At 58.0% G+C, this 25,884-nt stretch carries 24 protein-coding genes and 1 tRNA gene; 10 read left to right on the top strand and 15 right to left on the bottom strand.

The genetic code is table 11. The features are described 5' to 3' along the window. The first annotated feature begins 96 nt into the window (after nt 1–96). Complete coding sequence (locus tag ACIP1G_RS05115) at nt 97–1,035, top strand: ArdC family protein (RefSeq protein ID WP_400734434.1); 939 nt, start codon at nt 97–99, stop codon at nt 1,033–1,035. Nucleotides 1,036–1,118: 83 nt separating this feature from the next. On the opposite strand, the gene ACIP1G_RS05120 is transcribed toward ACIP1G_RS05115, so the two are convergent. Both ACIP1G_RS05120 and ACIP1G_RS05125 read right to left on the bottom strand, forming a co-directional pair. Further along, the gene (locus ACIP1G_RS05120) at nt 1,119–1,484 is read right to left on the bottom strand and encodes a histone-like nucleoid-structuring protein, MvaT/MvaU family (RefSeq protein WP_400734436.1); all 366 of its coding nucleotides are present in this window, start codon (nt 1,482–1,484) and stop codon (nt 1,119–1,121) included. 125 nt (nt 1,485–1,609) lie between these two features. Continuing rightward, the gene (locus tag ACIP1G_RS05125) at nt 1,610–1,804 is read right to left on the bottom strand and encodes a hypothetical protein (protein ID WP_400734438.1); all 195 of its coding nucleotides are present in this window, start codon (nt 1,802–1,804) and stop codon (nt 1,610–1,612) included. A gap of 222 nt (nt 1,805–2,026) precedes the next feature. Between ACIP1G_RS05125 and mobH the strand changes: the two genes are divergently transcribed. From mobH to ACIP1G_RS05145, 4 genes are all read left to right on the top strand, one after another. Then, nucleotides 2,027–3,742 carry a MobH family relaxase gene (gene mobH / locus ACIP1G_RS05130; RefSeq protein WP_400734440.1) on the top strand — a complete coding sequence of 572 codons (1,716 nt, stop codon included), beginning with the start codon at nt 2,027–2,029 and terminating at the stop codon, nt 3,740–3,742. Between the two features lie 114 nt (nt 3,743–3,856). Further along, entirely contained in the window at nt 3,857–5,068 is a 1,212-nt protein-coding gene (locus ACIP1G_RS05135) for an ABC-three component system protein (protein WP_400734442.1), read from the top strand. A 3-nt stretch (nt 5,069–5,071) separates the two neighbouring features. Further along, nucleotides 5,072–5,557 (top strand): three component ABC system middle component, encoded by a 486-nt coding sequence (locus ACIP1G_RS05140; RefSeq protein ID WP_400734443.1) that lies wholly within the window; start codon nt 5,072–5,074, stop codon nt 5,555–5,557. Then, the gene (locus ACIP1G_RS05145) at nt 5,554–7,494 is read left to right on the top strand and encodes a DUF3732 domain-containing protein (protein ID WP_400734445.1); all 1,941 of its coding nucleotides are present in this window, start codon (nt 5,554–5,556) and stop codon (nt 7,492–7,494) included. The genes ACIP1G_RS05140 and ACIP1G_RS05145 overlap by 4 nt, the downstream gene beginning before the upstream one ends. Before the next feature lie 61 nt (nt 7,495–7,555). Here ACIP1G_RS05145 and ACIP1G_RS05150 read toward each other — a convergent pair whose 3' ends face one another. Both ACIP1G_RS05150 and ACIP1G_RS05155 read right to left on the bottom strand, forming a co-directional pair. Next, on the bottom strand, nt 7,556–11,575 hold the full coding sequence (locus ACIP1G_RS05150) for an NACHT domain-containing protein (protein WP_400734446.1): 4,020 nt from the start codon (nt 11,573–11,575) through the stop codon (nt 7,556–7,558). A gap of 70 nt (nt 11,576–11,645) precedes the next feature. Next, entirely contained in the window at nt 11,646–12,686 is a 1,041-nt protein-coding gene (locus tag ACIP1G_RS05155) for a phospholipase D family protein (RefSeq protein WP_400734447.1), read from the bottom strand. Nucleotides 12,687–13,023: 337 nt separating this feature from the next. Between ACIP1G_RS05155 and ACIP1G_RS05160 the strand changes: the two genes are divergently transcribed. Together ACIP1G_RS05160 and ACIP1G_RS05165 are read left to right on the top strand one after the other, a co-directional pair. Next, nucleotides 13,024–14,457: a hypothetical protein gene (locus ACIP1G_RS05160; RefSeq protein WP_400734448.1), complete on the top strand. Its 1,434-nt coding sequence runs from the start codon at nt 13,024–13,026 to the stop codon at nt 14,455–14,457. Nucleotides 14,458–14,466: 9 nt separating this feature from the next. After that, the gene (locus ACIP1G_RS05165) at nt 14,467–15,015 is read left to right on the top strand and encodes a hypothetical protein (protein ID WP_400734449.1); all 549 of its coding nucleotides are present in this window, start codon (nt 14,467–14,469) and stop codon (nt 15,013–15,015) included. A gap of 161 nt (nt 15,016–15,176) precedes the next feature. On the opposite strand, the gene ACIP1G_RS05170 is transcribed toward ACIP1G_RS05165, so the two are convergent. The 9 genes from ACIP1G_RS05170 to thrS form a co-directional block, all read right to left on the bottom strand. Further along, nucleotides 15,177–15,253 (bottom strand) — tRNA-Pro (locus tag ACIP1G_RS05170). 116 nt (nt 15,254–15,369) lie between these two features. Next, the gene (locus ACIP1G_RS05175) at nt 15,370–15,726 is read right to left on the bottom strand and encodes a MerR family transcriptional regulator (RefSeq protein WP_201204621.1); all 357 of its coding nucleotides are present in this window, start codon (nt 15,724–15,726) and stop codon (nt 15,370–15,372) included. Next, the gene (gene ihfA / locus ACIP1G_RS05180) at nt 15,707–16,009 is read right to left on the bottom strand and encodes an integration host factor subunit alpha (RefSeq protein WP_003250679.1); all 303 of its coding nucleotides are present in this window, start codon (nt 16,007–16,009) and stop codon (nt 15,707–15,709) included. Before ihfA ends, ACIP1G_RS05175 begins: the two co-directional genes overlap by 20 nt. 4 nt (nt 16,010–16,013) lie before the next feature. Next, complete coding sequence (pheT, locus tag ACIP1G_RS05185; protein ID WP_400734450.1) at nt 16,014–18,395, bottom strand: phenylalanine--tRNA ligase subunit beta; 2,382 nt, start codon at nt 18,393–18,395, stop codon at nt 16,014–16,016. A 31-nt stretch (nt 18,396–18,426) separates the two neighbouring features. Further along, entirely contained in the window at nt 18,427–19,443 is a 1,017-nt protein-coding gene (gene pheS / locus ACIP1G_RS05190; protein WP_201204625.1) for a phenylalanine--tRNA ligase subunit alpha, read from the bottom strand. A 109-nt stretch (nt 19,444–19,552) separates the two neighbouring features. Then, complete coding sequence (gene rplT, locus ACIP1G_RS05195; RefSeq protein WP_003250671.1) at nt 19,553–19,909, bottom strand: 50S ribosomal protein L20; 357 nt, start codon at nt 19,907–19,909, stop codon at nt 19,553–19,555. Nucleotides 19,910–19,936: 27 nt separating this feature from the next. Next, nucleotides 19,937–20,131, bottom strand: coding sequence for a 50S ribosomal protein L35 (rpmI, locus tag ACIP1G_RS05200; protein ID WP_003250667.1), 195 nt, complete (start codon nt 20,129–20,131; stop codon nt 19,937–19,939). Between the two features lie 61 nt (nt 20,132–20,192). Further along, entirely contained in the window at nt 20,193–20,744 is a 552-nt protein-coding gene (gene infC / locus ACIP1G_RS05205; RefSeq protein ID WP_012052879.1) for a translation initiation factor IF-3, read from the bottom strand. Next, entirely contained in the window at nt 20,744–22,666 is a 1,923-nt protein-coding gene (gene thrS, locus ACIP1G_RS05210) for a threonine--tRNA ligase (RefSeq protein WP_400734451.1), read from the bottom strand. Before thrS ends, infC begins: the two co-directional genes overlap by 1 nt. A gap of 338 nt (nt 22,667–23,004) precedes the next feature. Here thrS and ACIP1G_RS05215 point away from each other — a divergent pair, with 338 nt between their 5' ends. After that, nucleotides 23,005–23,310 (top strand): hypothetical protein, encoded by a 306-nt coding sequence (locus tag ACIP1G_RS05215; RefSeq protein ID WP_400734452.1) that lies wholly within the window; start codon nt 23,005–23,007, stop codon nt 23,308–23,310. A 163-nt stretch (nt 23,311–23,473) separates the two neighbouring features. Continuing rightward, a complete protein-coding gene (locus tag ACIP1G_RS05220; protein WP_012273095.1) occupies nt 23,474–23,686 on the top strand; it encodes a cold-shock protein in 213 nt (70 codons plus the stop codon). 366 nt (nt 23,687–24,052) lie between these two features. Here the strand turns inward: ACIP1G_RS05220 and ACIP1G_RS05225 are convergent, their stop codons facing one another. Further along, the gene (locus tag ACIP1G_RS05225) at nt 24,053–24,373 is read right to left on the bottom strand and encodes an I78 family peptidase inhibitor (protein WP_400734453.1); all 321 of its coding nucleotides are present in this window, start codon (nt 24,371–24,373) and stop codon (nt 24,053–24,055) included. A 260-nt stretch (nt 24,374–24,633) separates the two neighbouring features. Here ACIP1G_RS05225 and ACIP1G_RS05230 point away from each other — a divergent pair, with 260 nt between their 5' ends. Then, the gene (locus tag ACIP1G_RS05230; RefSeq protein ID WP_346642698.1) at nt 24,634–24,846 is read left to right on the top strand and encodes a hypothetical protein; all 213 of its coding nucleotides are present in this window, start codon (nt 24,634–24,636) and stop codon (nt 24,844–24,846) included. Here ACIP1G_RS05230 and ACIP1G_RS05235 read toward each other — a convergent pair. Beyond that, nucleotides 24,818–25,786 (bottom strand): nucleoside hydrolase, encoded by a 969-nt coding sequence (locus tag ACIP1G_RS05235; RefSeq protein ID WP_400734454.1) that lies wholly within the window; start codon nt 25,784–25,786, stop codon nt 24,818–24,820. The two genes, ACIP1G_RS05230 and ACIP1G_RS05235, sit on opposite strands and share 29 nt — an antisense overlap. Nucleotides 25,787–25,884 lie beyond the last annotated feature (98 nt).

Below are 25,884 nucleotides of genomic sequence, written 5' to 3' on the forward strand. Positions count from 1 at the left end.
GTCCTCTGACACGACCAGCACCTCCTCTTCCCCTACCCTAACCGGGAATACCATCCCGGATGGGGTGGCGTTCCCCCTTCACAACCGGAGAACGCCATGTCTGATATCCACCTGGACGTCACCAACAAGATCGTCAGCGCCCTGAGCCAGGGCGTGATCCCCTGGATCAAACCCTGGACCACAAACGGCTCCAGCGCTGACGGCCCTTTTCCCATCAACGCCATCACCCGGCGGCCCTACGCCGGCATCAACGTTCCACTCTTGTGGGCTGAGGCCCGCCTGCGAGGGTTCACCCAGGATCGCTGGCTGACCTTCAATCAGGCACGCAAGGCTGGAGGCCATGTGCGCAAGGGCGAGCAATCCACCCTCGCGGTGCTATACAAACCGATGAGCAAGGAGGCGCATGACGAGGACGGCCAGGTCGTTCGCGATGAACAGGGCAACATCAAATTGGTGCAGTTCGCGATCCTGCGCACGCACTGCCTGTTCAACATCGAGCAGACCGAAGGCTTGCCTGACGAGGAGCCAGCCTCCACCGAGCACACTGAGCCGGCGACCTTCATCGATCATGAACCGGCCGAGCAACTGCTGGTCGCCAGCGGTGCGCGCATCGAGCATCGCTACAGCGATGACGCGTTCTATCAGCCGATCCGTGATCTGATCCAACTACCTACGAAGGCACAGTTCGAAGACGTCGGTAGCTACTACGCAACGGCGCTGCATGAGCTGACACACTGGTCTGGCCACCGCTCGCGTCTGAACCGTGAAGGTATCACCGGCGGGCATGCATTCGGCTCCACGGCCTATGCCTTTGAGGAACTGGTCGCAGAAATGGGCGCCGCCTTTCTCTGCGCACTCACCGGTACCACGGGTGAGTTGCGGCACGAGGAATACCTGGCGTCCTGGCTAAAAATACTCAAGGAAGACAAACGAGCCATTTTCCGCGCCAGTGGTCAGGCCCGGGAAGCCTCTAAGTACCTGTTGGCCTTGCAGTCTGATCAAGCCACGGATACGCCAGCTCGACTCACCGCGTGATTCCACTCACCTAGCAAAAGGCCCCTATGCGGGGCCTTTATTTTATCTGCAGCGCGACTTTTGCCGCTGTCAGAAAGTCAGTATTACTGCAGCCAGCTCTCAACGGTATCCGAGCCGTGCTCCTGCTTCCACTGTTTGAGGATCTTGTGGTTGCCGCCCTTGGTTTCCACAACCTCACCGCTCTGTGGATGCTTGTAGCGTTTGACTTCGCGCGGCTTGCGCTGGCTGCTGCTGGACGCACTCGCGGTCGGTACGCTCAGGCCCTTGGCCGGATCCAGAATGCTGATCACCTGGCGCAGGCCCATGCCGTACTGTTCCAGCAACGCTTTGAGTTTCTGTTCAAACTCGATTTCCTGCTTCAAACCGGAGTCGTTTTTCATGGCATCCAGCTGTTGCAGCTGCGCGGCCAGTTGCGCTTCCAGTGCTTTGAACTCGGCAAGTTTGGACATGAATGCTATTCCTAGACGTGGGACAAGTGCTGGGATAATAAATGAGACTGCGGATTTAGCCGAGGGTTTACTTAAAGCGTACGCGCTCTTGCGAGGTGCCGGTTAAAACGACCTCGCCTGGTAACTCAATCAGACAAGTGCTGACACAGGTGCGCCACAAGTTGACGCGGGTTTGCGCTGTTCCCAATCTTGAACACGATATCGCGCTGGCTGCGGGGCAGCTTTTTCACACAGCGCTTGGCTGCAGATCGGATGGCCGTATCCGTGCCATGAATCCGATCGGCCAATAACACGACCAATACCGCATCACTCAACGTCATCCGCGCCCCTGCTCTTGCAATGATGCCGGGCAGTCTACGCCCTGAACAAAGGGACCGCTATTCCGATCGACCACCGATCCCGATGGACTTGGCTTCAAATTATCGCACGCGCGAAAAAGGTCAAGGCGGTAAAGGGTAACGGTGGCAATGGAAGGGGATGCAAGGGTAAGAGGCTTATCCGAAAAGGCAAAAGGACCTCCCGAACGAACAGCAGGTCATGCGATGAAACGTTGGTGGTTGAAAATTCGAAAAAGCGAGCCGGCAGAGCTCACTCCCACTCCCATCGCCGAGGGCTTCCTGCTCCCCCAGTCGGCCGAATCTCTGCTCGCCGCCGATCACCGGAGAAAGCTGCTCGAACGCATCTGGCAGTACACGGCCCTCTCCGAAGCGCAGTTTGAGCGGCTCTACCTCGAGCCCATCCGCCGCTACGCCAGCTTCGTACAGCAACTCCCGGCGAGCGAAAGCCATCATCACGCCTATCCCGGGGGCATGCTCGATCACGGGTTGGAGCTGGTGGCGTGCAGCCTGAAACTACGACAGTCCTACCTCCTCCCCAGTGGCGCAGCACCGGAAGACCAGGCCGCACAGGCCGACGCGTGGAGTGCCGCGATCGCGTACGGTGCCCTGCTCCATGACATCGGCAAAATCGCCGTAGACCTGCAGGTCGAGTATCAGAATGCCGAACGCTGGCACCCCTGGCACGGCCCACTGAACCAGCCCTACCGTTTCCGCTACCACCCAGGCCGCGATTACAAGCTGCACGGCGCTGCGGCGGGGTTGCTCTATACGCAGATCCTATCGCCCGCCCTGCTCGACTGGCTCAGCGATTACCCCGAATTGTGGAGTCAATTGCTGTTTCTGCTCGCCGACCACTACGAGCACGCTGGGACACTCGGGGAATTGGTGCTGCAGGCTGACCGTGTCTCCACCGCGCAAAACATCGGTGGCAATCCTGCGAAGGCTTTGCAGGCGCCCAAGCACTCCCTGCAGCACCACTTGCTAATGGGACTGCGCCATCTGGTGAAGAACGAGTTCAAGCTCAACCAGCCCGGCGCGGCCGGCTGGCTCACCGAAGACCACCTATGGCTGGTCAGCAAGACCACGACTGACAAACTGCGCGCACATCTACTGGCCCAGGCTGTGGACGGTATCCCCACCTCCAACATCGCCTTGTTCGATGAGCTGCAGTCACATGGATTAGTGGAAGCGACACCGGAAAGCAAAGCGGTTTGGAACGCCACTGTCACGGAAGGTGACTGGCAGCATCGTTTCACCTTCCTTCGCCTGCAGCCGAGTCTGATCTGGGCCGATGAGCGCCGACCAGACTACTTTAGCGGCACGATTGAACCGATGACGGTCGCCCCCCTGCCAACTAGTGAAACCAGCGAATCGAGTACAGCTGGGCCGCAAACTGCCGCAGATAAGACGCGGCCGGCCGCCGCTCCCAAGAGTCAGGATTTCGATTACCTCGACGATCTGATGGATATGTTGGAGGAGCCGCGTCAGCCTGAGACAAACTCAAGCACTAGAGGCGAGCGGTCCGCAGCGCCGCCCCAGGATACCATCGGACTGGCCTTTCTAGAGTGGCTGCGCGACGGTCTGCGCAGTCATCGATTGGTGATTAACGACAGCAAGGCCAAAGTCCACACCGTGGAGGGTACTTTTTTCCTGGTCACGCCGGGCATTTTCCAACGCTACGCCGCGGAGCATCCGGAGCAGGCGGAAACGGACGATGAGACCGCACCTTGGCGCCACATTCAACGTCACTTTGAGAGGCTGGGTATTCATCAGAAACGAGCTAATGGGCAAAATATATGGACGTGCGCGGTGAGAGGCCCTCGCAGAACGAGCGTTCTGAATGGCTATCTACTACACAGCTGTACGGATATTATCGCGCATCCGCCAGCGGATAACCCATATCTGATACTGGTCAGATAAGCGGCTTCAATTCATATCGAGCGTCTGCTGCATAGCCTCCCACCCTGTAATGGCACTCTGTTATCATTTTGCGCCGAAATGGATCACATGCTGCAGTCGGAGGCGCTGTAAGGGATGGAAAGCACGGACTCGAACGCGGTTCATGAAGCAACGGCATCCGCGTTGGGATTTTATTACCAGAGCCAGTTTGCCTTGCTCACGTTGATTTCTCAGTTCGCTGATGATGCCGCTGTGGCCATCGAGCGACTCGACGATGTTGAGATCACTGCGAATGGCGGCAAGCTGCTTTATCAGCTTAAGCACTCAGTGCAGGCCAGTCCGCCGCCTGTCACACTGGCCTGTGTAGCGCTATGGAAAACGGTGCGCGTTTGGATCGACGCCTTACCGTTGGTATCGCTCGCCGACACTACTTTCCACCTCGTAGCGGTAGGAAAAGTGCCGAGCGACTCGCCTTTGATTGCGCTGTGCGATCCAGACAAAAGTCGGCAAGCGCTACTCAAAGCGATGAATGATGAAGCGAGCCGAGTGGTCGAGGAACGGGCCGCTGCAAAAGCGGCTGGCAACAAGATGCCGCATGCAGCCCGAGCTGCGGGTTGCGAAGCATTCCTTAAGATGAATGCTACTGCCCGCCTGAGTTTCCTAAAGCGCATCCGCATTCAACAGGAAAGCGTCACCATCGGGCAAATCCCGACCGAGGTTACAAAGCGACTCCACATCATTCCCAAGGCGCAACGTGCCCAGGTCGCCGAGCACCTGCTGGCATGGTGGGATCAGCAGGTCGTTTACACGCTGTGCGGCAAACGTGAGCGTGTCATTCAGCGCAGTGAGATGGAGCACTGCATCTCTTCGATCATCGCACAACTGGAGGATGAGGAGCTGATTGCCGATTTCGACTCGGTGGCCCATCCGGAGGATTATCAAGCGGACGGCATGCTGTATCGCCAGATCGAACTGGTTGGCGGTAAGCCTTCTGATGTCCAGAAAGCTGTTCGAGAGGAGTGGCGGGCAAAGATGCAACGCGCGAAATGGATCGTAGATAACCCCAGCATGCGCTCGAAGATCGCGAGCTACGACTCCAAACTGACCGAACAATGGTCAGATCGACATTTGGAAATGGCTGAACATTGCGAAGGTCTCAATGAAGGTGAGATCGAAGCGAAGGGCCTGGAACTGTTGCGCTGGTCGCACAAGGACGCACCCATTCAAGTAGAACCGATTTCTCGAAGCTGGAATGGGCACTACTACGTCCGTGGAACCTATCAAGTGCTTGCGATCGATCTAATGGTGGGTTGGCACGCTGACTACCGAAAACGTTTGGGGAAATAAAGCATGGTGATCGCACATGATATCTATGCCGAAACGAACCCTGGCTACTGTGCTGCGCTTCTGGCCACCTTCGTTGAGGCCTACCGAAGCCGTAACGATGTCAGTCCGGACATCTCGCTCTGCTACGCCGCTCTGCCGCTGGCGCTGTCGGGAGACCTCTCATCGTCGTTCGATCGCACAGACCGGCGTACCGGCCTGCTGGAATGGCTACGACGAAGCCCCGCCATTCAGATCCGCCTGGCAGATCGTGTGAATGGGTCGCTGGACATTGTCACCGAGGCTATCCGATTTGCCTGCTTCAGCCGACTGCTGACGCTCAATACAGAAGGTCGTTTGGTTGCTGGCGGATCACCTTTGCCGAAGCAGTTCGCGAAGCAGTTCAGCGAAGAGACTCAGATAATTTTTAAGAACATTGATCGCCTAGGCTGCTGGCTGGCTTTGGCAGGATCCACAAGGACGGCATTCGACATGATGGGCCTGGAGCTATGAGTCGCTGGAATATTTCTGACATCTTCTTTATCGGCGAAGGCGGAAGGGTTCGAATTCTCGACCTGAAGCCAGGAGAGGTGAACATCATCACCGGTGCGTCTGGTACCGGTAAGTCGACCCTGATCAAGGCCATCGATTATTGCCTCGGGTCGCGCCAATGTGAGCTGGCCGCACATGTCAGAAGGCACAGTTTGGCGGTGGGGATTAAATGGGTGTTGGGTGACGCGCAGATGATCACTGGTCGTCTCGTTCCACCTGTGGGTCAAGGTACAAGTACTCGGATGTTTGTGAGCAATGGCCGCGATCTTCCCATCCCGAGCTCTGTGGAAGAGTTTCAAGGCGCTACTACTTTGCTTGCGGGTAAAGCCTATATTGAGCGCGCATTTGGCATCAGTTCAGTACAGGAAACCCCTGAAGACACCACAGCGCGCAAATGGCGCCCGACGCTGCGTCACGCCACGGCTTACATGTTTGTTCCCAAGGACGTGATCTACAATGAAACAGCGCTGCTTCATGGTCTTGACCAGGCTGATGAAGCGCCGGCCATCATCGAAACCATGCCGTACTTTTTGGGCGTGGTAAACGAAGACACTGTGCTGCAAGAGCGGCGCCTGCGTGACCTTCGCAAGAAGCTTGAGGGCGAAGAGCGCAAGCTGAAAACACGTCAGGCGGCGGGCAGTGACTACAAGAAATTCGCCATGCGTCTGTTGATGGACGCTCACCGTATTGGCTTGTGCGATGTACCATCAGACTCTGCATCTGAGGCTGATCTCCAGGGTGTCTTGACTGTTGTTAAGCAAGCTAAGCCAAGCGCCGGTAAGAACCCTGAGGAAAGTGAGCTGGCGAATCTTCATGCGCAGCGCCGCAGCCTACTCACCGACATTGAGAATGTGCGCCGAAAGTCCCGCGCGACCCGCAAGACGCTGCAGGACATTACTGCGTTCGAAGGTTCCGTGCGACGGCAGTACGAAAAGCTGAAGATCGCCGAGCACCTTCAGCCGGCGGCGACTGCCTGCCCGCTGTGTGATACGCCTAGCGAGCGTGGCATCGAGATCGCCGAGGCCATCCACCGCTCCATGAGCATCATTCGTTCTGAAACCGTGGCCGTTGAAAATGTGCGACCACGTTTCGTAGAGCACGAGGACTCCCTGCAGCTGGAACTTTCTCGTCTGAATCTGACGCTCAACGGTATCGATGAGCGTATCAAGACATGGGTTCGACAAAGTGAGGAGGCCAGGCAGTTCGAAACCGCCGCTCAGCACCGCACATTGCTGTTGGGCAAAGTTCATCAGTTTCTGGAAATGAACCCTACGACGCCGTTGCCAGGCCCCGACTTGGACGTCTTGCGTGAGCAGATCCAGGGCTTGGAAGCCCTTGTCGACAGTGACGCCAAACAGATTCTACTATCGCGTGCGGAGCGCAAGATTTCTCAGTATCTCTCCGAAGCGTTCGCAGATTTACCCACTGTCCAACCTTGTATCGGTGCCGAGCTGGAGTTTTCCGCAAAACCACCTGATATCGCGATCATCGAGCAGAATTCCGGTGCGGTTTTGAGGCTCCCGGATGCGGGCTCGGATGAGAACTACTTGGCCATCCACATTGCCTTGTCGTTCGCGCTTCAGAAGTACCTGGCCAAGGTGAATGCACCGGTTCCAGGGTTCCTCGCTTTCGACCAGATCAGCCGACCCTACTATCCGCAACGTGGCGATGACGAGTCGGACATCGGTGAAAACGAGGAAGTTTCGGCCATGCGTAAACACCTGGACTTCCTGTTCAATACAACATCTGCGCAAGAGGGACTGCAGGTGTTGCTGATTGAGCATGCGTATTTCGGTGATGATCCACGGTATGTAGCTGCCACTCGTAAGCGTTGGAACAAGATTTCGGGCGATGCGCTTATCCCGCTGGACTGGCCGAGAAGACAGGACACCCAGTAAGCAATCGCTACGGCAACCGCCCTAGAACCAGCTCGCCTTTTATGGCGGGCTTATCCAAACCCTATTTTTTGGCTCTGCTGCTCGCGCGGCTCTCTCGTTTGTCCGCTTTTCCCTGCTCATAACCGGACTCTTTCCGTACTTTCGCAGCGGCGCCTGCGTCAGTAAGGTCCAGGACAACAACAGATGTTATGGCCCTTAGCTCTGCCGGCAACTGCCCCTCAAGTGCGACCTTGAGTGCATCAGGTGTGTCAGGCGTGGTGCCCTCCGGCGGTGCCGGGATCTTCAGGCCTTTCCCGAACCAAAAGACAATGTAGATCCCCTGCCCTTCAGTGCTCGGCGCCTGTGTATAGGTTTGAAGCTGACCGCTATGCCCATACCAAAGGTGACTGTGGCCTGAACGCTTTGCCTCGAACGGTAGAGACAAGGTCCCGTGCGTGACCACCATATCAGCCCGAGTCCCTCCTGCTGAGGCCACCTCTGGAGATACCTCGAAGTCACCATAAACCCTCAGTCGATCACGAAGTTTGTCGGCTAAAATATCGCGGCAATCGTTCTCTGGCTTAGGCACACCTTCATTCCAATAAAGGCTCCAGATGTTCAGTGGCGAAGACTGGATTTCTGCTGCAATTTTGCGCAGCTCCATAAGGGTCAGAGCTCGCAGATCACGGACACTGATGGGGCCTTTGCTGTCAATCACCTTGGCTAAGTCAGCCGGGGTAATCAACGAATAATCCAGAGCCCGTGCATCGCGGCGATAGACCTCGAGGTCATGCCTGAGCAGCAGCTCCCAAGCTGTTCCCTCCGCAGCGGCAACCAGCGACTTGAGGGCACTTTCCGCCAGTCTCTCACCCGACAGCCTGATCGACTTCATCACCTTTGCGGTGTCGACCCTAATACGATCGTAGTGCCCTTCCATTGAAGGCGATCGGGCGATGAAAAACTGCATCAAGAGGGTGCTGATGCTGATCGTAGTAGAAGGCTCAGTACTGAAGCCTTTAAGAGGGTAGTCGTCGACGATCAAACGGTGGATCGTATGGTCATCGGCCACCTCCAATGCTCGGGTGAAGTCATCACTGAACAAGCCCGGCTCAATGCAAACACCGAAGTATGCCCACTGAAGTCGATCCGAGATGATGGTGGAATAGAGCCTACCCTCAGGCTCCTGTTTGCACTGCTCCACCAAGCGGTCAATGAAGGTTCGAGCGACGGAGACTAGCTCACCATGGTCAAGGTTCAGCCAGGCTAGGTTTTGTGCCGCGTCCAGCAAGCCTCTGTCGACCATGTCTGGTTGCAGTACAAGTGTTTTTACGGCCCACGCCTGCAAATCACCAGCTCGCGGCTTCTCCCCGAGCCTTTTCAATAGGGTGCGCCAAGATCCGTCGTTTGCACGGGAGAGCTGAGCGAGCATTTCTGGCTCTGTGCGGAAAGCGCTTTCAAGCAAAGAGATGCATTGGTTCTCTAGCCTATCTCTGAGGTATGAGCTTCTGAGGTACTCGGCAGACAAGTACACCCTGATGATTTCAGCGGTCGACAACCCAATGAGGTCAAGGCCCTTATCAATTCGCAATGATGCCTGAGCTGCGAGTTGAACGCGTGCAGGAGGACACCGATCCTCGACAATCCCGTCGGCTAATACGCCAGCAAGAGTCTCGCCGAAGGCTTCATTCAGCGCTTCTGTTCCGTTGCAAGCCAGAAGAGGCAGGGGCGTATTTCCAGCATAAATCTCTGCCCCCCAATAGAAGAGCTCGCTTAATTGCTCATCGGTAATTGTTTCAGCTGTCTGGCAAGCCTTGATTCTTCGTTGTAGCTGGGCCTCCACACTATCAACTGCACGTGCTTGCAGGATCGAAAGCTCCACCTCATGCGCAGTGATAGCGGCCCCGACCGTAGATACCACTTCTCGGTCTAGGCGGGCCGTAAGCAAGGCTGGTAACCAGTCAGGCGTTGCCTCACCCTGCCGCAGAGCCCAAGCCACCACCTGCCGTCCAACATAAGAGCCCTCTGTCTTGGCCAGTAGCTGACTTGAATTCAGGAGCAAGCTTACCGACGCTGCAGAGGGTGAAATGCCGAGGATCCGCAACCCCATGCCAATCGAGCCACAATCAGCAATCTCAAGGTCAGTAACAGCGGCGATTTCAGCCACTAGGTCATCAGCCACACCCCGCGATTCAATGTACTCCCGCGCGGCACGGCTGAAGGAGGAGTCATCACCAACAATCAAACCTGTTGCGATCAACAGGCAGGTGAATTCTTGAGCAGTTGGCTCAAACTGCATAACAGCGGCAATGCCGAGGTGCGAGGCAAAAGCTTGCTGTATCGACCCCTTACCTCTAGCAACTCGCCATTTTTTCGGGTCTTCAGTAATCAAATCGCGCCATGATCTAGGTGCTACATGCCATGCAGCATCTCGTAGAGCGTAGGTGATAGTGGGGGTCGGGCCACCCACCTTTTTCGATGTGTCATAGAGAGCGCTGTGCACCGCCATCAGCATTTTCAGAAGCCGATCCACATCGGTCACGTCCAAGTGCTCTGACGGGATAGCGCAGAACAGCTGGGCCATCGAGCGCAGGTTGCCGTAAGCATGCTCCGCCATATGGCAGAGGTAATTAATTTTCGCCCAAATCGCTTCAATGTTGGGCTGGGCACAGTGGAGCCAGGCTTTGACCGCTGCGCGACGGCACCACTCAACCCCGGATTGACTCTCTACCATGCTCCAGCAGGCATCAGCTGCTGTGGCATGAGGCTTACCTACAGACAGCGCCTCCAAAAGCATATTGATGCGGTATCCTGACGTCTCGCCGGCCAGCATCCCTATCACCTGGCTAAGCATGTCGTCAGTGATGAGGCCCACCGTCGTGATCTCTGCTGGTGCCCACTGATTAGGCGCCCACCGGAAGAATGGGTCTCTAGAACCCACGTCCCTGAGAACCGTTAACCTCGCCTCGACAGGCAATTTTGCCGTGTCCCCGTGTAGAAGCAATGAATCCGGGTCTAGTTGTGCCAGTCTCATCGCTTCATCTGGGCGTCCGAAGCTGACCAGGTGACCTGCATACCATGCGTAGAGGGGCCGCATTCCGTCAGCAGGTAGGCCATCTGCAGACACGATGAGCGCCAGCGCGCGTTCAGCCAGGAGCTTAGAATTGCCAGTCCCGTTAGTGACAAGCCTTGCGAGAAAGCGTCCGGCGAGGAATTCCTGAATGCTGCGGTGAAGCGGCTGGAAGACGTCCCCGGTCTTGATAAACAACGCGCTATCCAACACTGCTGTCAATGCAGTGCGGTCAAGCCTCAAGTCGTCACAAGTGACTGCGGTGTCATCTGTAAAAACGGAAAGTTTGATCCGATGTTTGCCTGACAACAGCAGTGCCAGGCCGACGCGGCCGGCAATGTCGAGCCTGGCCTCCATCGAGAGGGTGGCACGCAGGCCATCTTCCTGTTTGGTATTGTTGTGCTCAAACGCTAGGTGCTCAACGCCGGACTGATAGAGCTCGAATCGCGTCAACTCGCTGGGTGACTCTATGTTGGCCTTTGTAAGGAATTTCAAACCCAGAGGCGTCATCGCGAAGGCCGTCGAACGTATCACCTCCAGCTTGGCGAGGAGTGCTGCCGGATCAGCGCAGCCGAACGCTTGAAGCACTCTGACTGCCTCTTGCTCCGTTAAAGGAAGCAATTGGGCAACTGCAGGGGCTACACCAGTTGAAGCCCCCTTATCACCGAAAGCCTGACTGAGGCGCCCGCCTTCATTCCAGCTTTCAGCCCTGCAACTTACCCGCCACCTGACGTCCGGAGTGCGCTGTAATGCCCTTGCGATGCTCCTGGCCTCGTCCACTGGAATCTCATCAAGCGCATCGATATAGATTGTCGAACCGGGTGTAAATTGCTGCTCAACCACGGCGAATGCTGGGTGGCAGGTTTCCCCCTCCAGCTGGGCCAGCTGGCTGAGCGCCACGGACTTGCCCATACCAGGGGCACCGAGGAGCACAATGAATGGCTCGCTAAGCAGGCTGCTCAGCGGCAGAGCATCTCTAGCTTCATCAACAGCAGTGCCGGTCGTTATGAGGCGGTCAAGTGGGGCAATGGTCATGTGGGGACGGGCCAGGCTCAATCGAACCCGGCATGATACAAGATGGCGGGCCTGGTTCGGGTAAATGGAGTCATTGGGCGGTGTGCCGTGCCAGGATCCGTGCAATCTCGCTCAGGTGAATTCTGCGCGCACCCTCCTCGAGTATTTCAGCCTCTTCCCAAATATCGCTGATGCTGGGCCCCAGTTCGAGCGCGAGCGCCTCACGCTGAGCCCGCTTCAGGCTATGTCCCATTAAGGTTGATGTTGGCCTAGCCAAGTCGACCCACCCTTCACCACCCTCCTCACCGTACTCAAATGGAATTCGCAGGCCGGTCATCCTGCACACTCCATCAACCACTAGCTCCCCGTCACTCTCAAGGAAAAGGCATAGGTACTCGTACTTCCCCGTAGTGTCGAGAGCATTGGGCCAGGATTCAAAATTCCAGTGCTTGCTGGGTCTACGACCTTTCTCGCCCCCCTGCTCTGCGACAATCTGCTCGTGGTAACGATCACCGGCCTCATCGGCCTCTTCGCAGGGGCGAGAGTTGTAAATCAGTGCATAGGCATCGCGCACCTCGAGTTCGTGCGGCAGATATTTGGCAAACGTGAATGGCCCCTTAGGCGAGTAGTCAGGTCTTGCGTTCCGATTGCGGTTATAGGCAACGATGGCAGCTTTGAGGTCATCGTCGGTGATGACCCGAGTCTCAGCTGATGTCCAGAGCTGCTCGAACCATTGTTGAGCAGCACGCACTTCATCAGTCGTGGTTGTGTGGATCCCCGCCTCCAGCCAGTGAGCGAGCTCCTGCCCTTCCAAACCAAGGCCATTTCGGCTGAGATTGGCACTGCCTACAACCAGGTTCGCTTCACCTACGATCACCTTGGCGTGCAGGCGGTCGCACTGTTGAATCTCGATCTGAGGATTCTTCTTCGCCTTTTTTATCAGGCCCTTGATCATCCAAGGGTTCGTACCCCCGCTGCGCAAGTTAACGATCATCCGGATGGGCTTGGAGATCTCAGGGTGGATGTGCACATCGGCGCCTTCTCCCCAGAAGGCTACCGCGACGTCCAAGCGCGGCTCTTCGGCGACTACCGTGGCTACTACTGACTGGTACTGATCAGGGCGAACGAACAAGAGAGGCCACTCCTATGATTTGTGCTGGTAACTGCCGGTGTGAAGGTGAACACATCGCTTGGTAGATTGCCGCCACCAAGGCGGGCTATTACTCTGCCATACCAGCAGCAACTGCCCTATGCATAGGATCAAGGATTAACCAAACTCTTCTACCAAACGGCCGCATGCAGGCGACATAGGCGCCATTGAACGTGAATTGGGCGTCTGCGACCGTGAGTTCGTGACCATCCGCCAGATCGACAACTGAAAGTCCACTGACATCCTTGCCGCAACGGAGTCAATGTGAAGAGGAACTTAAATTTGCGCATCTGCTACATCCAGGGCTAAGAGGCCGACCATGTCCGCAAGCGGCGAAACTCGACTTTTCACCTTAATCAGCCAGCGCCAATTCGAGCTCTATGCCCTGTCGCTCAAACACGGCCCCAATTTCGACCCCGCACATATTTTCAGTGCCTATCAGGCCGCAACTGGCGGTGTAACTGGCTGCATTCTTCTTGATCCGGACACAGGAGCTTTCACATATCTGGCCATGCGCCGCCGCATCGACCACTGTTGGGTCAAAGTAGATGAAAGCGGGCCCTACTCCACACCCGAGGCTGCACTTAAGCGACTCACCGTAGCTATGCGTGCCAGTGATCCACCGGAACCATTACCGCCAGGAGTCAGACGTCGCGCGCATTTGCTGAAGCCGGGGCCACGTGGCACTTCTCCAGAGTTCCAGCTGCTGACAAACACGGTCAACCATCTGCCGGCGCTCATGGCGGTCGGAGAATGCTACCTCGCGCTTCCCAACCCCGACGCCAATTTCGTCTCGGATTTTCAAACCAACAACTTCGCGGCCCGTCTGTTCGAGCTCTACCTTTTCAGCAGCTTTCGTGAGCAGGGTTTAAGCGTCCGACAAGACCATGCCTCTCCCGACTTCTTGATCGAGAAGGAAGGTAACGCATGCTGGATTGAGGCAGTTACAGCAAACTCCATACAGCCACGTACCGGCGGCATCGGAAAATGGGTTCATGCCCCAAAGGATCGCATTGAACGGCTGACAGGCAACCCGGCGGAACGATTCGCAAAGACACTGCGCGGCAAGCTCCAGCGCAACTACCATGAACTGGACCATGTAAAAGGACAGCCGTTCGCCTTAGCGATCGCCGACTTCCATGATTTCGGCTCCATGGTTTGGAGCCGCGAGGCTCTTCCCACCTACCTTTACGGCTTACGCGCGGACGTCACCGGAAATGGCACTGATCGTCGCGCGATTGGAGTGCCGATCGCAAATCTGACGGGCCAACACAGCATTCCTGCTGGGCTCTTCCGCGATCCAAATTTCGCACACCTCTCGGCCGTGATCTTCAGTAATTCTGCAACGCTCGCCAAATTCAACCGCATGGGTTTCTTGGCAGGATGGCGACCGCCCGGGCTGATGATGATCAGACGCGGCATTCTCTTCGACCGAACTCCGGGCGCATTAGAGCCTATCGATTTCAACCTTGCCGTAGACAGTGCCGAATACCAAGCACTCTGGCCGTGGGGCGAAGCTTGGTGTCAGGAACTTGAAGTGTTTCACAACCCATTGGCAACACATCCCATCCCGTTTGATCTCATCCCCGGCGCGACCCACTGGTTTGAACGCGATGGCGACATCGAATGCAGCACGATTTGGGCGAACTCAGTCATCTCATCGATCACTCATCTACAGATGGACGGCAAACCCGCTGTGACGAGCAAGCCGCGTGACCGTCGCCAACCACCAGCCCCCACGAGCACAGAATAGACAACGACAATGACGAATGAGCCATCTGATCGGACGCTCATCCTACATCTCCTCCGCGGCGCCGTGCCCGAGCGAGCCGAAGAAATCAGCGGTCTTTGGAGCCAATACGGCCATGCCGTCGAGGTCGCGCCAAGTAGAAAGGGCGTGACAATGAACGCCAACGGGAAACGAATCCAGTTCGACACTAAGACGATCGATTTGTTCTGGCTGCTTGGCTTCAACTCGTGGCGAGCGATCGAAGTGTACGCACCAGCCTTAGTTGTCGCGACATCCAGTGGGTTACCTCTCGACCAAGCCCTCAGTGTCGATGAAGAACGCGGCCAATATGAATTCGACTACAAACAGCGCATCGCCGCCGCCCAGTCGCTCATCACAGCCGAACAGACCTCAGACGTCTCCTGGCCGGTGGACATCCCCCTGCCGAGCGCCGACCGTGATGGCCTGGGCAACATTCAGCACATGACGGCATTCGACCTTGTTGCGCTCGCCTTGGCCTTCGCCCTGCTACACGAATTCCAACACGTCATGTTCTGCGCCGATAATCCCGATTTCGCATGAGCGGATGCAAATGCCCAAGGTCCTACTGCTTCTGAATTCTTGACTAACGGCAGTTGAAATTCGGTGGGGCAAAAAGTGGGGCAAATTTGCTAACCAAGGAGAACCGGACAGGCATAAAAAAATCCAGCCACCGCTAAGTGACTGGATTCTTTGGAGTTATTTGGTCGGGACGGAGTGATTCGAACACTCGACCCCTTGCACCCCATGCAAGTGCGCTACCGGGCTGCGCTACGCCCCGACTGGGCTTGAAGCATGTTCTCAATCTTGCCGAGAACGTTGAAGAATGTACCCTAACCCCCTGATAAATGAAAGCTTTTTCTCAAAAAATTTTCCACTCATCAGAAAAGCCCACGCTCACTTCTTCAACACCACCAGCACATCCTCCAACTCAACAATCATCTGCCGAATCAGCTGCTTGTACTGGCTAGACTCATCCTTAACCTCATCACTGGAGAGCCGCAACCGCGCCCCGCCAATGGTGAACCCTTGGTCATACAGCAGGCCACGAATCTGGCGGATCATCAGCACGTCTTGGCGCTGGTAATACCGCCGATTCCCCCGACGCTTCACAGGATTAAGCTGGTCGAACTCCTGCTCCCAATACCGCAGCACGTGTGGCTTTACGGCACACAACTCGCTCACTTCACCAATGGTGAAGTAGCGTTTGCCCGGTATGGGGGGCAGTTCGTCGTTATGGCTTGGTTCCAGCATAGGCCTCAACCCGGGCCTTCAACTTCTGCCCTGGACGAAAGGTGACGACGCGCCGTGCAGTGATCGGGATCTCTTCCCCCGTTTTGGGGTTGCGGCCCGGCCGCTGGCGTTTGTCGCGAAGGTCGAAGTTGCCGAAACCAGACAGCTTGACCTGCTCGTTCTCTTCAAGTGCGTGCCGAATTTCTTCGAAAAACAGCTCGACCAGCTCTTTGGCCTCACGCTTGTTAAGCCCCAGCTCCTCGTACAGCCTTTCGGCCATCTCAGCTTTCGTCAGAGCACCCATGCCGTTATTTCCTTAACGTGGTGTTCAACCTTTGTTCGAGCGAGGTGAGGATGTTTTGCAGGGTAGTGTTCACCTCATCGTCGTTAAGAGTGCGCGATGGATGCTGCCAGGTCAAGCCAACGGCCAGGCTTTTTCTATCAGGATCAATGCCTTTACCTTGGTAGACATCAAACAGCCTGAGGTCTGTGAGCCATTCGCCTGCATTGTCACGAATTAATTCAAGCACCGCGCTAGAAGCTACATCACGATCTGCGATCAATGCCAGGTCACGACGGGTTTCCGGGAACTTGGACAATTCGCTGAATTTTGGCAGGCGGCCTTCGACCACGTCACCCAGCACCAGCTCGAACAGGAACACCGGGCGGTCCAGGTCCAGGGCTTTGGCCAGCTCTGGGTGGATGGCGCCGAGGTAGCCGACCAGTTTGCCGTCGCGTTCGATGGCGGCGGTTTGGCCTGGATGCAGGGCTGGGTGCTTGCCGGCGCTGAAGGTGAAGTCGCTCAGGGCGCCGGAGTAGCCCAGCAGGGCTTCCACGTCGGCTTTTACGTCGAAGAAGTCGACGCCGTCGCGGCCGTTTGCCCAGCCTTCTGGCAGGCGGCTGCCGGTGATAACGCCGGCGATCATTGGCTGCTGCTGCAGGTCACCCAGCTGGCCGACGAAGCGCAGGCCGCTTTCGAACAGGCGCACGCGGTCTTGCTGGCGGTTCAGGTTGTGCTGCAGGGCTTTGACCAGGCCCGGCCACAGCGAGGCGCGCATGGCGGCCATGTCGCTGGAGATGGGGTTGGCCAGCAGCAGCGGCTCTACGCCCGGGCTGAACAGTTCGAACAGTTTCGGGTCGATGAAGCTGTAGGTGATGGCTTCCTGGTAGCCGCGGGCAACCAGCAGGCGGCGCAGGGTCGGCAGGTCACCGCGGGTTTCCGGCTTGCCCTGTGGGGCCAGGCGAGCTTGCGGGTAGCGAACCGGCAGGTTGTTGTAGCCGTACAGGCGGGCCAGCTCTTCGATCAGGTCCACTTCCAGGCTGATGTCGAAGCGGTGGCTTGGGACGGTAACGGTCCACTGCCCTTCCCCATCTTTGCTGGTGGTCAGTTCCAGGGCGTTAAGCAGTTGCTCGACTTGGGCTGGGTCCATTTCCATGCCGAGCATCTGGGTGATGCGTTCGGCGCGCAGGGTGACCGGGGCCACTTGCGGCAGGTGCTGTTCGCTGACGGCTTCGACAATCGGGCCGGCTTCGCCGCCGACGATGTCCAGCAGCAGCTGGGTGGCGCGCTCCATGGCTTCGCGGGCCAGCTGCGAGTCGACGCCGCGCTCGTAGCGGTGCGAGGCATCGGTGTGCAGGCCGTAGGAACGGGCTTTACCGGCAACGGAAATCGGCTCGAAGAAGGCGCTTTCCAGGAACAGATCGCGGGTTTTTTCGGTGTTTACACCGCTGTGCTCGCCACCCATGACGCCGGCGATGGCCAGGGCGCGGGTGTGGTCGGCGATTACCAGGGTGTCGGCGCGCAGGGCTACTTCCTGGCCGTCGAGCAGGACGAGTTTTTCGCCCTCTTCGGCCATGCGTACGCGAATGCCGCCGTTGATTTCTGCCAGGTCGAAAGCGTGCATCGGCTGGCCGAGTTCAAGCATCAGGTAGTTGGTGATATCGACGGCGGCGTCGATGCTGCGTACGTCGCTGCGGCGCAGGCGCTCGACCATCCACAGGGGGGTCGGCTTGCTCAGGTCGACGTTACGGATAACGCGGCCCAGGTAGCGTGGGCAGGCAGCCGGGGCGCTGACTTCAACCGGGCGCACTTCGTCGTGGGCCGGTTGTACGGCAGGCACGACCGGGCGGGTGACCGGGGTGTCGTACAGGGCGCTGACGTCGCGGGCAAGGCCGGCGATGGACAGGCAGTCACCGCGGTTCGGCGTAAGGCCGATTTCGATGCTGGCGTCGTCCAGGCTCAGGTAGGTACGAATGTTTTCGCCTACCGGGGCGTCGGCTGCCAGTTCCAGCAGGCCGTCGTTCTCTTCGCTGATTTCCAGCTCGGCAGCCGAGCACAGCATGCCGAAGGACTCGACGCCGCGCAGCTTGGCCTTTTTGATCTTGAAGTCGCCAGACAGCTCGGCGCCGATCATGGCGAATGGCACCTTGATGCCTGGGCGGGCGTTTGGCGCGCCGCACACGACCTGGAAGGTTTCCTGGCCGTTGGTGACCTGGCACACGCGCAGCTTGTCGGCGTCCGGGTGTTGTTCGGTGGCGAGGATTTCGCCCACGATGATGCCGCTGAACTGGCCGGCAGCAGGGGTAACGCTGTCGACTTCGAGGCCGGCCATGGACAGGCGGGCGACCAGTTCGTCACGGGAGACTTGCGGGTTTACCCAACCGCGCAGCCACTGTTCACTGAATTTCATGCTGTTCTCCTGAAAGTTGCGTCGATTGGGCCTAGCGGAATTGCGCCAGGAACCGCAGGTCGTTGTCGAAGAACAGACGCAAATCGTTGACGCCATAGCGCAGCATGGCCAGGCGCTCGGCGCCCATGCCGAAGGCGAAGCCCTGGAACTCTTCAGGGTCGATGCCGGACATGCGCAGCACGCTTGGGTGCACCATGCCGCAGCCCATCACTTCCAGCCAGCCGGTTTGCTTGCACACGCGGCAGCCGTTGCCGGAACACATCACGCACTGGATGTCGACTTCGGCGGACGGCTCGGTGAAGGGGAAGAACGAGGGGCGGAAACGTACCGCCAGTTCTTTTTCGAAGAACACGCGCAGGAATTCTTCGATGGTGCCCTTGAGGTCGGCGAAGTTGATATCGCGATCGATCAACAGGCCTTCGACCTGATGGAACATCGGCGAGTGGGTGATATCCGAGTCGCAGCGGTATACGCGGCCCGGGCAGACAATGCGGATGGGCGGCTGGGTGGACTCCATGGTCCGCACCTGCACCGGCGAGGTGTGGGTACGCAGCAGCATGTTGGCATTGAAGTAGAAGGTGTCGTGCATCGCCCGTGCCGGGTGGTGGCCGGGGATGTTGAGCGCTTCGAAGTTGTGGTAGTCGTCTTCGACCTCTGGGCCTTCGGCAATGCCGTAGCCAATGTGGGTGAAGAACTGCTCGATGCGCTCGAGGGTACGGGTGATCGGGTGCAGGCCACCGGTGGCCTGGCCGCGGCCTGGCAGGGTGACGTCAATGCATTCGGCAGCCAAGCGAGCGCTGAGCTCTGCTTCTTCAAAGGCGGCTTTGCGGGCATTGAGCACAACGGTAACGCGCTCTTTGGCGTCGTTGATCAGCGCGCCGACTTTCGGCCGCTCTTCGGCTGGCAGGTTGCCCAGGGTCTTCATCACCTGGGTCAGCTCGCCTTTCTTGCCGAGATAATTAACCCGGATCTGTTCCAGGGTAGTGATGTCTTCAGCGCGCTCAACGGCCTCTAGGGCTTGGGAGACCAGCGCATCCAGGTTTTCCATGTACAGACTCCAGATACGAAAATAGGGGAAGAGCTTTGAAGGCTCTTCCCCTATCGATGACGTTCAATGCCCGGCGCCGCAAGCGCCGCCGGGTGATTGTCGCGGGTACTTAAGCCAGAACGGCTTTAGCTTTCTCGACAATCGCAGCAAACGCCGCTTTTTCGTTCACTGCCAGATCGGCCAGAACCTTACGGTCGATTTCGATCGAAGCCTTTTTCAGGCCAGCAATCAGACGGCTGTAGGACAGACCGTTGGTGCGGGCACCGGCGTTGATACGAGCGATCCACAGTGCGCGGAACTGACGCTTCTTCTGGCGACGGTCGCGGTAGGCGTATTGGCCTGCCTTGATGACCGCTTGCTTGGCTACACGGAATACGCGCGAACGAGCACCGTAGTAACCTTTAGCCAGTTTCAGAATTTTTTTGTGACGCTTACGAGCGATAACGCCGCGCTTAACACGAGCCATGAGTAACTTCCTCTATCTTAACCAGAATTAACGAACGCGCAGCATGCGCTCGACTTTTGCCACGTCGGACGGGTGCAGCAAGCTGGCACCGCGCAGTTGACGCTTACGCTTGGTCGACATTTTGGTCAGGATGTGGCTCTTGAAAGCGTGCTTGTGCTTGAAGCCCGAAGCTGTCTTCAGGAAGCGCTTCGCAGCACCGCTCTTGGTTTTCATTTTTGGCATGTTGAACTCCGCATTCGAAAAAAATTACACAATAATCATCAGGCCTGCCGTGCCCGGGAGATTACTTCTTCTTTTTGGGGGCGATGACCATCATAAGCTGGCGTCCTTCCATCTTCGGATGCTGCTCAACGGTGCCGTATTCGGCGAGGTCGGCTTCGACCCGCTTCAACAGCTCCATGCCCAGCTCCTGGTGGGCCATCTCACGGCCACGGAATCTCAGAGAGATCTTGGCCTTGTCCCCATCGGTAAGGAAACGTACCAGGTTGCGTAGTTTTACCTGGTAATCCCCATCCTCCGTCCCTGGACGAAACTTGATTTCTTTGATCTGGATCTGCTTCTGGTTTTTCTTGGCTTCGTTAGCCTGCTTCTTCTTTTCGAAGAGGTGCTTGCCGTAGTCCATGACCTTGCAGACCGGCGGTACCGCGTCTGCAGAGATTTCTACCAGATCCAGCTTCGCTTCATCAGCGATACGCAGCGCTTCATCAATCGAGACGATGCCAACCTGCTCGCCGTCTGCGCCAATTAACCGAACCTCGCGGGCCGAGATATTCTCGTTGATCGGGGCCTTCGGTACAGCACGCTTATCGTTTCTCATTTCACGCTTAATAGTCATTACTCCGATTCTTGGCGACCACGCCGGGAAACCGCTTGTGTCAGCAGCTCAGCGAACTGGGCGACGGGCATGGAGCCCAGGTCTGCACCTTCGCGAGTGCGCACAGCGACGGTTTGCGTTTCGACTTCGCGATCCCCTATAACCAAAAGGTACGGGACCTTGAGCAAAGTATGCTCGCGGATTTTAAAGCCGATCTTCTCATTTCTCAAGTCCGACTTGGCACGGAAACCGCTACCGTTCAGAGATTTCTCAACCTCAAGGGCGAAATCGGCCTGCTTGTCGGTGATATTCATGATCACCGCCTGGGTCGGGGCCAGCCAGGCCGGGAACACGCCAGCGTAATGCTCGATGAGCATGCCGATGAAGCGCTCGAACGAACCGAGGATGGCGCGGTGCAGCATTACCGGGCGCTTGCGGGCGTTATCTTCGGCGATGTAGCTGGCATCCAGGCGCTCTGGCAGGTTCGGGTCGTACTGCAGGGTACCACACTGCCAGTTACGGCCGAGGCAGTCGCGCAGGGTGAACTCGATTTTCGGGCCGTAGAAGGCGCCCTCGCCTGGCTGGTATTCCCACTCAAGGCCGGATTCGTTCAGGGCGTCGGCCAGTGCACCTTCGGCACGGTCCCACAGCTCTTCGGAACCGACACGCTTGGCCGGACGAGTGGACAGCTTCATGGCGATATCGCTGAAGCCGAAGTCCTTGTACACGTCCAGGGTCAGCTTGATGAAGTCGGCGGCTTCTTTCTTCACCTGTTCTTCGGTGCAGAAGATGTGCGCGTCGTCTTGTACAAAGCCACGCACGCGCATGATGCCGTGCAGGGCGCCGGACGGCTCGTTACGGTGGCAGGCACCGAACTCGGCCAGGCGCAGCGGCAGGTCGCGGTACGATTTGAGGCCCTGGTTGAACACCTGCACGTGGCACGGGCAGTTCATCGGTTTTACCGCGTAGTCACGGCTTTCCGACGAAGTGGTGAACATGTTCTCGGCGTAGTTGGACCAGTGGCCGGAACGCTCCCAGAGAATGCGGTCGACAACCTGCGGGGTCTTGATTTCCTGGTAGCCGTTTTCGCGCTGCACGCCACGCATGTATTGCTCGAGTACCTGGTAGACGGTCCAGCCGTTGGCGTGCCAGAACACCATGCCTGGGGCTTCTTCCTGCAGGTGGAACAGGTCGAGCTGTTTGCCGATCTTGCGGTGGTCACGTTTTTCGGCTTCTTCGATGCGCTGGATGTAGGCAGCCAGCTGCTTCTTGTCAGCCCAGGCGGTGCCGTACACGCGCTGCAGCTGTTCGTTCTTGGCATCGCCGCGCCAGTAGGCACCGGACAGCTTGGTCAGCTTGAACGACTTGAGGAAGCGGGTGTTCGGCACGTGCGGGCCACGGCACATGTCGACGTATTCTTCGTGGTAGTACAGGCCCATGGCCTGTTCATCCGGCATGTCTTCGACCAGGCGCAGCTTGTAGTCTTCGCCACGGGCCTTGAACACGTCGATGACTTCGGCGCGCGGGGTGACCTTCTTGACCACGTCGTAGTCTTTTTCGATCAGCTCCATCATGCGCTTTTCGATGGCGGCCATGTCTTCTGGGGTGAAGGGGCGCTCGTAGGCGATGTCGTAATAGAAGCCTTCGTCGATGACCGGGCCGATAACCATCTTGGCGGTCGGGTAAAGCTGCTTCACGGCGTGGCCAACCAGGTGGGCGCACGAGTGACGGATGATCTCCAGTCCCTCTTCATCTTTAGGGGTGATGATCTGCAGGGTGGCGTCGTGGCTGATCGGGTCGCAAGCATCGACCAGTTTGCCGTCGACCTTGCCGGCCAGGGTGGCCTTGGCCAGGCCGGCGCCGATGGATGCGGCAACTTCGGCTACGGATACGGCGTGATCAAACGAACGTTGACTGCCATCGGGAAGAGTAATAACGGGCATGGCGCCTCCTCTCCTAGTGGTGACCCCTACCAAAGGTCACGTGGGTTGGGATGAGCCAGTACAAGATCCGGCCTGCCTTCCGTCAGCGGGAAGCCTGCCTCACAGTGGCAGAAGCCTTTCGGCTTGTCAGGGACGAACCAGAGTGACTGGAAAGAATAAAGATAGTAGCGGCCGGCAAGCGCGCGGCCACAAGCGGAGCATGCTAGCACGCGGGTTGCACGCCAGGCAGAAATATTTGGAAATTGCACCATAACGGTGAACTAACGCGGAAAAAGTCCTATCAGACCTTGGGAAGCAACCTACTCTTGTTGAGACCTTAACCCAAGGAGTAACTGGTTATGCGAGTTCCGTCTCTTCTGGCCCTGGCGGCCGCTGGCGCCCTGCTGCTGCCTGTGGCCGCGAACGCCGGCAACTTCCCACCCGGGAAGGAGGCCGGCTACATGACTCAGTGCACGCAAGTGGCCAGCGGCCAGGGCGTTGACGCTGCGACCGCAAAAAAACACTGCGACTGTGGCGCACAAGCCATCAAGAAGAATTTCACCGACGCCGAGATTGCCGACCTGGACAGCAAGGACGGCGTGGATGCCAAGCTGATGCAGAAGGCGCAAACCGTTGTGAAACAGGCCTGCGCGCCCAGGAGCTGAAACCTTGCAGCCAGGGTTGGTGATCAATTATTTGCGTTGGATCAACATATAGTTAAGGTAAAAGGCGCTACATCCGCAGAATTAGACTATGATGTGTTCTGTGCTAGGAAGCTTAGGCGTCTACGGCACTTCGAAAAAATTCAAGTTTCTGGAGATTCATCCCATGTCCAATCGCCAAACCGGCACCGTCAAATGGTTCAATGATGAAAAAGGCTTCGGCTTCATCACCCCACAAGGCGGCGGCGACGACCTGTTCGTTCACTTCAAAGCCATCGAATCTGACGGCTTCAAGAGCCTGAAAGAAGGCCAGACTGTTTCCTTCGTCGCCGAGCGCGGCCAGAAGGGCATGCAGGCTGCACAGGTTCGTCCGGAGTAATTCGGAAGCTGTGAAGAAACCCGCCCTTATGGCGGGTTTTTTTATGGGGGTTTGTCAGGCCTACAGGCTTCTGCGGGCGCGGCTTTTCTTGGAGCGGCCTTGCCGGGGCGCCGGACCGGTCGGAAAGGGCGGCAAAGCGGCCCCGGCAATTTCAGCTGCGACGCTGAAAACCTGGGGCCGCTGTGCGGCCCATCGCGACGCAAGGCCGCTCCTACAGGGACCGTGTTGCTCTGGTAGATATGCACCAGCCTGTGGCGGCCTCTTCGCGGGTAAACCCGCTCCCACAGGTACGGCGCAGGCCTGAAGGTTAACGCTACCCCTGTGGGAGCGGGTTTACCCGCGAAGGGGCCACCACAGGAGCATGCATCAACCGCAGTTGACGCGGGTCACCACACCTTGCTCATCCACATTCAGGTTCAGCCGCTCGGAGCGGTATTCCAGGGTAACCACGTCGTGCGGCTTGAGAATGCGCGCCATCTGCGAGCCACTGGCCTTGCGTGCCTGCTCCAGCAATTCGGCGCTGGCTGGCTTGCCAATGGCGAAATCGGCGCCGCTGGCTGTGCAGCGGCCGTCGTTGCCGGCTGGCGCTTCAGGCGCCTTGCCGCCACCAGAATTACCACCAGTGCTGCAACCAGCCAGGACAGCAGCCACAGCCAAGGTTGCCAACAAAGCACGGGTACGGAACATGAATCCTCCTAAAACGATCTGGGAACTGTCTGATCCGACAGCTCCGCCAGGAATTTGTTGCAAAACCGGGCAAGTCTGCCTGAAGCAGGCGCCCCAAGCGAAAGGCAATCGTGACCGAATTTTACCGGTTGGCCAACGCGGTGCTTGGTTTGCGCTGCAAAGTCATGATTTACTTTAGGAAGTGAAGGCACAGTGCCTTCTCCCGAATACCAGGATCCGGTGTTCGCCCCTCCGCCACGGGCCCCAAGCGAGAGCCTTTCATGAGCAGCCACAGCATCGATGCCGATATCAAGGTCAAATGGGCCGAAGGCCAGAGCGCGTACAGCCCTGGCACACCGGAGGAGTTGCTGCTGATTGGCATCGACCTGCTGGTGCGCGATCGCGGCCCCGAGGCGGCCCGCAGCTTCATCGAGCAAGTGCTGGAGCGCTACGCGCCACACGCAGCTATTCCAATCGCGCCAACCGGGCGCTAAGCAGGTCGAACAGGCCCTGGGCGTCGCCCTGCTCCACCCACAGCACATTGGCCGGCTGCTTGAGCACGCCGTACCAGTCGGCGATGGTCTGACCGAAGGTTGGGCCTTCGCGGCTGTCGATGCTCATGTGGATACGCCGGCCACTGAACAGTTCGGGCTTTAACAGGTAAGCGATGACGCTGGCGTCGTGCACCGGGCCGCCGGGCAGGCCGTACTGGTCCATGTCGTGGGTGATGTAGGCGTTGAGGATATCCACCACGCGTTTGCTGGCCTGGTTGTTCACGGCTGCCAGTTGCTTGAGGCGGGCGTCGCTGGTCAGCAGCTTGTGGGTGACATCCAGCGGCAGGTAGATGAGCTGTACACCACTGGCCAGTACCACTTCGGCGGCATGCGGGTCGGCGTAGAGGTTGAATTCCGCCGCTGGGGTGATGTTGCCGCCGTTGAAATGGGCGCCGCCCATGATGACCACTTGCTTGATGCCTTTGGCGATGTCCGGGCGCTGGATCAGCGCCAGGGCCAGGTTGGTCTGTGGGCCGAGCATGGCCACGGTGATGCTGTGCGGTTTGGCGGCGCCGAGGGTGTCGACCAGGTATTGCACGGCATTGCCTTGGGCCAGCGGGGCTTTCGGTTCGTGGACTTGAACGCCGGTGAGGCCTTCTTCGCCATGCACGTCGACGGCGTAGATCGGCTTGCGCACCAGCGGGCGAGCGGCGCCGGCGTACACGGGGATGTCTTCGCGGCCGGCCCATTCGCGGGCCAGGCGGGCGTTGCGTGAGGTTTTATCCAGACGCACGTTGCCGGCCACGGTGGTGATGGCGCGGATGTTGAGTTCTTCGGGTGAGGCCATGGCCAGGAACAGCGCGACCACGTCATCGGCACCGGGGTCGGTGTCGATGATCAGGTCGATGGGGGCGGCCTGCAGGGTGGTGGCGGTGGCCATGAAGGCGATTCCTTGTAGGAGCGGGTTTACCCGCGAAGAAGGCGACGCGATGGATGGCACCGGCTTCGCCGGTGTTCGCGGGTGAACCCGCCCCCACA

This window comes from Pseudomonas sp. NPDC089392 (assembly GCF_044749595.1).
Lineage (GTDB): Bacteria > Pseudomonadota > Gammaproteobacteria > Pseudomonadales > Pseudomonadaceae > Aquipseudomonas.

Coding starts and splice junctions, on each gene's coding strand:
- ACIP1G_RS05120 (WP_400734436.1), bottom strand. CDS start 1,484: ATGTCCAAACTTGCCGAGTTCAAAGCACTGGAAGCGCAACTGGCCGCG.
- ihfA (WP_003250679.1), bottom strand. CDS start 16,009: ATGGGTGCTCTGACGAAAGCTGAGATGGCCGAAAGGCTGTACGAGGAG.
- ACIP1G_RS05220 (WP_012273095.1), top strand. CDS start 23,474: ATGTCCAATCGCCAAACCGGCACCGTCAAATGGTTCAATGATGAAAAA.
- ACIP1G_RS05225 (WP_400734453.1), bottom strand. CDS start 24,373: ATGTTCCGTACCCGTGCTTTGTTGGCAACCTTGGCTGTGGCTGCTGTC.
- ACIP1G_RS05145 (WP_400734445.1), top strand. CDS start 5,554: ATGAGTCGCTGGAATATTTCTGACATCTTCTTTATCGGCGAAGGCGGA.
- ACIP1G_RS05160 (WP_400734448.1), top strand. CDS start 13,024: ATGTCCGCAAGCGGCGAAACTCGACTTTTCACCTTAATCAGCCAGCGC.
- ACIP1G_RS05215 (WP_400734452.1), top strand. CDS start 23,005: ATGCGAGTTCCGTCTCTTCTGGCCCTGGCGGCCGCTGGCGCCCTGCTG.
- ACIP1G_RS05165 (WP_400734449.1), top strand. CDS start 14,467: ATGACGAATGAGCCATCTGATCGGACGCTCATCCTACATCTCCTCCGC.
- ACIP1G_RS05125 (WP_400734438.1), bottom strand. CDS start 1,804: ATGACGTTGAGTGATGCGGTATTGGTCGTGTTATTGGCCGATCGGATT.
- ACIP1G_RS05135 (WP_400734442.1), top strand. CDS start 3,857: ATGGAAAGCACGGACTCGAACGCGGTTCATGAAGCAACGGCATCCGCG.
- ACIP1G_RS05235 (WP_400734454.1), bottom strand. CDS start 25,786: ATGGCCACCGCCACCACCCTGCAGGCCGCCCCCATCGACCTGATCATC.
- thrS (WP_400734451.1), bottom strand. CDS start 22,666: ATGCCCGTTATTACTCTTCCCGATGGCAGTCAACGTTCGTTTGATCAC.
- rplT (WP_003250671.1), bottom strand. CDS start 19,909: ATGGCTCGTGTTAAGCGCGGCGTTATCGCTCGTAAGCGTCACAAAAAA.
- infC (WP_012052879.1), bottom strand. CDS start 20,744: ATGACTATTAAGCGTGAAATGAGAAACGATAAGCGTGCTGTACCGAAG.
- pheT (WP_400734450.1), bottom strand. CDS start 18,395: ATGAAATTCAGTGAACAGTGGCTGCGCGGTTGGGTAAACCCGCAAGTC.
- ACIP1G_RS05140 (WP_400734443.1), top strand. CDS start 5,072: ATGGTGATCGCACATGATATCTATGCCGAAACGAACCCTGGCTACTGT.
- ACIP1G_RS05230 (WP_346642698.1), top strand. CDS start 24,634: ATGAGCAGCCACAGCATCGATGCCGATATCAAGGTCAAATGGGCCGAA.
- ACIP1G_RS05175 (WP_201204621.1), bottom strand. CDS start 15,726: ATGCTGGAACCAAGCCATAACGACGAACTGCCCCCCATACCGGGCAAA.
- ACIP1G_RS05150 (WP_400734446.1), bottom strand. CDS start 11,575: ATGACCATTGCCCCACTTGACCGCCTCATAACGACCGGCACTGCTGTT.
- mobH (WP_400734440.1), top strand. CDS start 2,027: ATGAAACGTTGGTGGTTGAAAATTCGAAAAAGCGAGCCGGCAGAGCTC.
- pheS (WP_201204625.1), bottom strand. CDS start 19,443: ATGGAAAACCTGGATGCGCTGGTCTCCCAAGCCCTAGAGGCCGTTGAG.
- ACIP1G_RS05115 (WP_400734434.1), top strand. CDS start 97: ATGTCTGATATCCACCTGGACGTCACCAACAAGATCGTCAGCGCCCTG.
- rpmI (WP_003250667.1), bottom strand. CDS start 20,131: ATGCCAAAAATGAAAACCAAGAGCGGTGCTGCGAAGCGCTTCCTGAAG.